The 6,446-nt window shown below is 46.9% G+C and carries 4 protein-coding genes; 3 read left to right on the top strand and 1 reads right to left on the bottom strand.

Going from position 1 to position 6,446, the window contains the following annotated elements; all coding sequences use genetic code 11:
* Positions 1 to 177: 177 nt before the first annotated feature.
* Positions 178 to 1,416 carry a carboxyl-terminal processing protease CtpA gene (ctpA, locus tag QUB26_RS14670; RefSeq protein ID WP_333244037.1) on the bottom strand — a complete coding sequence of 413 codons (1,239 nt, stop codon included), beginning with the start codon at positions 1,414 to 1,416 and terminating at the stop codon, positions 178 to 180.
* A 49-nt stretch (positions 1,417 to 1,465) separates the two neighbouring features.
* Between ctpA and QUB26_RS14675 the strand changes: the two genes are divergently transcribed.
* The 3 genes from QUB26_RS14675 to QUB26_RS14685 all read left to right on the top strand — a co-directional run.
* Complete coding sequence (locus tag QUB26_RS14675; protein ID WP_333244033.1) at positions 1,466 to 1,645, top strand: hypothetical protein; 180 nt, start codon at positions 1,466 to 1,468, stop codon at positions 1,643 to 1,645.
* Complete coding sequence (locus QUB26_RS14680; protein ID WP_333244031.1) at positions 1,617 to 2,513, top strand: AraC family transcriptional regulator; 897 nt, start codon at positions 1,617 to 1,619, stop codon at positions 2,511 to 2,513. Before QUB26_RS14675 ends, QUB26_RS14680 begins: the two co-directional genes overlap by 29 nt.
* 339 nt (positions 2,514 to 2,852) lie before the next feature.
* Positions 2,853 to 6,446, top strand: a 3,594-nt coding sequence (locus tag QUB26_RS14685) for a DUF4347 domain-containing protein (protein ID WP_333254307.1), incomplete at its 3' end; no start/stop codon positions are given.

A 6,446-nucleotide genomic window follows, 5' to 3' on the forward strand; every position in this document is an offset into this window, starting at 1 on the left:
CGTCCAAAAAGGACGGGCGGGACGCCCATCCCACTTTCAAGAGTGGAAGTTATTTAATTCTCATTCCTAAGTTAAAAATTTTTTAGATCATTCTTGTCTGTCGTGGCGAAGCAAACGCAGAGACAGACAGACCTGCGTATTGTCACCTGCTGCAAGCTCAAAACTGCAAACTCCGGCTTATACTGACTTTGCCAGCACGGTTTTTTCTTTCAGTAGTTGCAGTGCAGCTTGATATTGCAAGTCTGCTGCTGTGCCGATTTGATCGCGCGCGATGGGTTCCAAAGGTACTACGCGATCGGGCGAAATCCCCAGCTTGTTAATATCTTTATGGTTCGGTGTCTCGTACTTAGCAACAGTCACAGCCAACCCGGAACCGTCAGACAAATCAAATAGCGACTGAATCAACCCTTTGCCAAAAGTCTTTTCGCCTACCAGTTGAGCTCTGCCGTTATCTTGCAGCGCACCAGCCAAAATTTCGCTAGCACTGGCACTTCCCTTGTTCACCAAAACAATCAGCGGATCGTTAGTTAGGGCTTGTCCATAGGCTTCAAAACTGCCGAGAATGCCTTGTCTGTTCACCGTGTAGACGATCGTCCCGGAATCCAGCCACAAGCGGGCAATTTCAATCCCTGCTTGCAACAGTCCGCCCGGATTGTTCCGCAAATCGAGAATGTAGGCGGCGGCCCCTTGTTTTTCCAGGCGGTCGATCGCGTGAGCGACTTCCTCAGTAGCGTTAGCGCTAAATTGACTCAAGCGAATGTAGCCCACCGGCAAATTCTCTGACCCCGACTGCAATTGGGCGTAAACCGGATTCAGAGCAATGCGATCGCGCACTAGCTCAATGTCCTCAGCAGCGTCCCTTCCCTCGCGCCCCAAGGTCAAGGTAACGGGAGTGCCGATGCGGCCGCGCATTCGAGTTGCAGCCTCGTCTAGGCTCAATTCTGAGGTGGGAGTGCCATCAATTTTCAGAATGCGATCGAGGGGTTGGATGCCAGCTTTATCCGCCGGTGAGCCGGCCAAAGGAGCCACCACTGTCAGGGTATTTGTCTGGGGGTCGATCGCAATTTGCAGCCCCACACCCGTCAATTCTCCCGAAGTGTTGACCTGCAAGCTGCGGTACTGTTCGGGTTTCAGTAGTCGAGTGAACGGGTCGTCGAGATTCGCCAGCATCCCCTGAATCGCCGTGTAAGTCTGCTGTCTGTCGTTGAGCGGTTGCTTGACAGCCTTTTGGCGAATCGACCACCAATTGTGATTGTTGAAGCTGTCATCCACATAAGAGCGATTGACAATTCGCCAAGCTTCACTCAAAAGCTGCTGTTCAGGAGTCAGCGCCGCCGCAGGCTGCGCCCACCCACCTAGAACTAGGACGACTTGGAGGAAAAGTACAATAGCAATCTGGGAAACTCGTCTGTGCATGATTTTTCTGTAAAATACCAGTAAGTATTACATTTTATGTATTTTAGGTTTGTACGCTCGGAACGCTGTTGCAGATTTAACTCAGATTTGTTTCCCGACGGTCAGTCCCGAAGGCACTCGGATGTTTATAAGAATCCTCGCCGTAGAAGGGCGAGGAGTTGTCAATTACAAAATAGCAACTCGTCCAGTCGGTGCCAGCTATGTCCCCACAGAAACCATTAATTCTTGATTTTGCCAAGACAGACGCGATGAAAGTGATTCTCCCGCGCCCTGCAATCCTGTCGAGTCACGGCGCAAAGTGGCAAGGAATTCATGTCGAATATCACTGTCAGCCACCAAACGAATGTCCCGAACACTGTCTCGAACAGCACACGGTTGGCTTGATGCTCAATTCAGCAACACTAAAAGGAACAGTGAACGGGAAAAACTGCGGTAGCGAATCGTGGCAAAGTGGGCAGATGTTCATCGCTGCTGCTGGTACTTATTTCCAGTCAGTTGCAACCGGAGACTATGAATTTATGGCGATCGCTCTTGAACCTACCGACTTCGACAATACAGTTGGCGAATCGATCAATTCAAATCCCATTGAAATTATACCGCAATGGCAAACCAGCGATCCGTTGGTTCACGGAATTGCCTGGGCTCTCAAAACCGAACTAGAATCAGGCGGATTAAACGGTACTCTTTATGTCGATGCACTGAAAAACGCGCTTTCACTGCACATACTGCACCGCTATGGCGCGAAAAAACCTAACCGGCGAGATGTTGGAGGCGGTCTTGACCCCGGCCAATTGCAGCTAGTTATTCATTACATTAATGAATTCATAAACCGAGATTTGCACTTAAGTGAACTTGCTAATTTAGTGAACATTAGTTCTTATCATTTCAGCCGTATGTTTAAACAATCGACTGGAGTCACGCCCCATCAGTACGTGACCCAGTGCCGAATTGAAAAAGCAAAACAGTTGTTGAAAAAACCGAAGTTATCAATAAAATATATCTCCCAGCAAGTCGGATTTCACGACCAAAGTCACTTTAGCAAGACATTCTGCAAAATTGTCGGTTTGACTCCTAAGAAATATCGCGATCGGCTTTAACAAAACTCAAGCCCCTCTCACATTAAAAGCATTTTGTAGTTGCCAAGTATTTTTGCCTAGGGCTTGCGGGGGTTCAGAAACCGGGTTGTTTACCCGATCGGGAAACCTGTGTATTTTGGTACAAAACCCGGTTTCTTTGGTATTTAGGCGTAAGTTTTGTCGTATAAAAATCCTAGCCCGTCGGCGCTGTTACAATTCTTCATCAAATAGGGATAAATTCCGCAAGAAAATTATATTTTTAGCAAGTTTTCCGCAAGAATTTACAATACAACAGACTTGGTGCTTTTGTACACTTGCTGGCATCACATACACCAGAAGTATCAGCTAGGTAAATTAATCATGTCTACTTTCAGTACCGGTACCAACTTTCCTGCCGGCACAAGTCCCCAATCCCTCACTGCCGAAAACTGTAATAACGATAACATCCCAGACTTAAACATCCCAGACTTAGGGCTCGCCCCAACGGCTGTTTCCCTAAAGTCAATGACTCAACCTTCCTCAAAAGCGATCGCATTTATCGATGCTGCCGTCCCCGACTGTCAAACATTAATCGACGGCATTATCCCTGAAACCGAAGTAATTAAATTAGAAACTAACCGCAACGGCATCGAACAAATTGCCGAAGCTTTGCAGGGAAATAAATTTTCAGTAATTCACATTATTGCCCACGGAAATCCCGGTTGTTTGCAACTGGGGAACGTGGAATTGAGTTTGGAAAATTTGAGAGATAGCGCCGACAATTTTTTCAAAACAGTTAAGAAATGGGCGGGCGGGCTGACACCAACTGCCGAAATTTTGCTCTACGGCTGCAATGTTGCCAAAGGAAATATAGGTAAAGAATTTGTAAAAAACCTGAGTCAACTAACAGGAGCAAATGTTGCCGCTTCTAATAACTTAACAGGTTGTGCGGCAAAAGGCGGCGATTGGGAATTAACAGTGACAGCGGGGACAATTAAAGCTGGCATTGTATTTGGGCCAGAAGCGATCGCAGCTTACGGCCACGTTCTCAATACGTTTAGTTCTCCTAATAATTTTAATGCGGGAACCAGTCCATCCTTTGTTGCGACTGGCAATTTCAATAACGATGGCATCTTAGATTTAGCTGTTGCTAACCCCACCACGAATAGGGTTTCTATTTTACTGGGAAACGGTCAAGGAGGATTTAACGCTGGAACTGATTTGACTTCGGTATTGCGGCCTACCGCGATCGAAGTTGGCAATTTTAACGGCGATAATTTTTCCGACTTAGCGATAACTTCCGCCCAAGGTGTCGAATTTAGCAGCATTTATATCTTTTTAGGATCGGGTAATGGCAACTTTAACAACCCGGTATTTTTGACTGCCCTCGAAAATCCTAGCGCGATCGCTGTCGGCAATTTTAATGCTGATGATTTACCAGACATTGCCATTACTCAATCCAGCGGCAATGCTTTTGTACCTGAAGGCAATGTTGGCATTTATTTGGGAACGGGACAAGGGGGTTTTTCCACTCCTGTTACTGTGAATGTTGGGCAAAGTCCTAGCGCGATCGCTGCGGGAGATTTTAACGGCGACAATTTTCTCGATCTCGCCGTCGCCAACCAAAATTCTAATAATATTACCATATTATCGGCAAATGGTCAAGGTAGTTTTGGCAATCCGACTAATATTAATGTCGGTCAAAGTCCGAGTGCGATCGCAGTTGGAGATTTGAACGGCGACAATTTTCTCGATCTCGCCGTAGCCAACAGCGGTTCTAACAGCATCTCAATTTTATTTGGAACAGGAAATGGCAGTTTTGCAATTCCGACCAATATTAATGTTGGTTTAAACCCAAGTGCGATTAAGATTGGCGATTTTAATGGCGACAACAGACGAGATTTAGCGGTTAGCAACAGCGGTTCTAATAACGTTTCAATTTTGGCGGGAAATGGAACTGGCGGTTTTAGCAGTGCGACCAACTTTAGCGTTGGAACAAATCCGAGTTCTATTGCGATCGCAAATTTCAATGCCGACGACAGACTCGATCTCGCAGTTGCTAACAGAGGTTCTAATAATGTTTCAATTCTCTTAAATTCACAGAACACAATCAATTTTGGTGCGGCTACTTTCAGCGGGACTGAAGGGGATGCAGATACAGTCGTTAATATCCCCGTTACTGTCAGCGGCGGCACTCCTTTTGCTGATGTCATTGTACCAATTGTCATCGACCCCAGCAGCAGCGCTACCCAAAATTCAGACTACACCATTTCCCCTACCTCAATTACATTCCCCGCAGGCGGAACAAGTACAGAACAAAATATTGCAGTCACTATTAAACCTGACAATATCGCTGAGAATGCAGAAACAGTCATTCTCAACTTGGGTACGATCGCAGGTGGCATTGCAGGTACGACAAATCAAGCGACCCTAACTATTCCCAGTAACGGCACTATTTCTTATGCTGTTGCCGCCGCTGTAGCTGCGGTAGCTGAAGGCAATACGGGAACTGTATCCGTTACTTTTACCGTTACTCGCAGCGGCGGTATCGGTGCAGCCAGTAGCGTCAATTATGCGATCGCCGGAACTGCTACAAACGTCAGCGATTACAACAATATCGGCGGCACTTCCGGGGCAACTAACGTTAATGGTACGGTTAATTTTGCTGCGGGCGAGACATCGAAAACGATTACTTTGGACGTTTTGGGCGACAGTGCGATCGAACCGGATGAAACTATTACTGTCACCTTATCAAATCCGATCGCACCAGGCCCGACTCCAACAATTACAACTGCTAGTGCGACAACTACTATTACTAATGACGACACTGCTGGAATTTTAGTCAATCCCGATAGCGGATTAATTACAACAGAAGCAGGAGGAACAGCAACATTTACTGTCCAACTCAACTCTCAACCAACTGCTAACGTGACTGTTGGCTTAAGCAGTTCCAATGTTGCCGAGGGAATAGTTTCTACACCCTCGCTGACATTCACTCCCGCGAATTGGAGTGCGCCGCAAACAGTAACTATTACTGGCGTTGACGACAATATTGCTGACGGCAATCAAACTTACAATATTGTCACTGCTTTGGCTGTTAGTACAGACAGCAATTACAGCAATTTCAAGGCTGCCGATGTCAGCGTTACGAATAGCGATAACGAAACTCCCGGCATTACCGTTAATCCCACAGCAGGATTAACTACAACAGAAGTCGGAGGTACGGCTAATTTCAGTGTTGTCCTCAACACTCAACCTACGGCACCTGTTACTATCGCTTTAAGTAGTTCCAATCCTGCTGAAGGAACAGTTTCTACTAATAGCTTAAGTTTCACTCCTAATAACTGGAATCAGGCGCAGACGGTAACGGTGACAGGTGTTGGCGACAATATCGCTGACGGCGATATTGCTTACACTATTGTCACTGAGGCTGCTAGTACAGACAGCAATTACAACAATTTCAATCTCTCCGATGTCAGCGTTACTAACAGCGACAGCGATACAGTCGGCGTTACCGTTAATCCCGCCAGTACCACAGCAGCAGAAGGCGGTGCAACGGGAAGTTATACACTTCAGCTAAATTCGCAGCCAACAGCGCCCGTAACAGTCAGCTTTGACGGGGGGAATCAAATAAGTGCGATCGCCCCTATTAGCTTCGACGCTACTAATTGGAATATTGCCCAAACTATAACTGTGATTGCGACGGATGACACAGTTGTAGAAGGTACTCACACAGGCACAATCAATCATGCGGTAACAAGTACCGACGTTAAATATAGCGGAATTGCGATCGGGCCTGTCACTGTCGCCATTACCGATAATGACACGCCAACACCAACGCCCACACCAACATCGCCAACACCAACACCAACACCAACACCAACGCCCACACCAACACCAACGCCCACACCAACGCCCACACCAACACCAACACCTTCAATTACACCGACACCAACACCGTCAATTACACCGACG

Origin of the sequence: Microcoleus sp. B4-C1, from assembly GCF_036705285.1 — a bacterium.
GTDB lineage: Bacteria > Cyanobacteriota > Cyanobacteriia > Cyanobacteriales > Microcoleaceae > Microcoleus.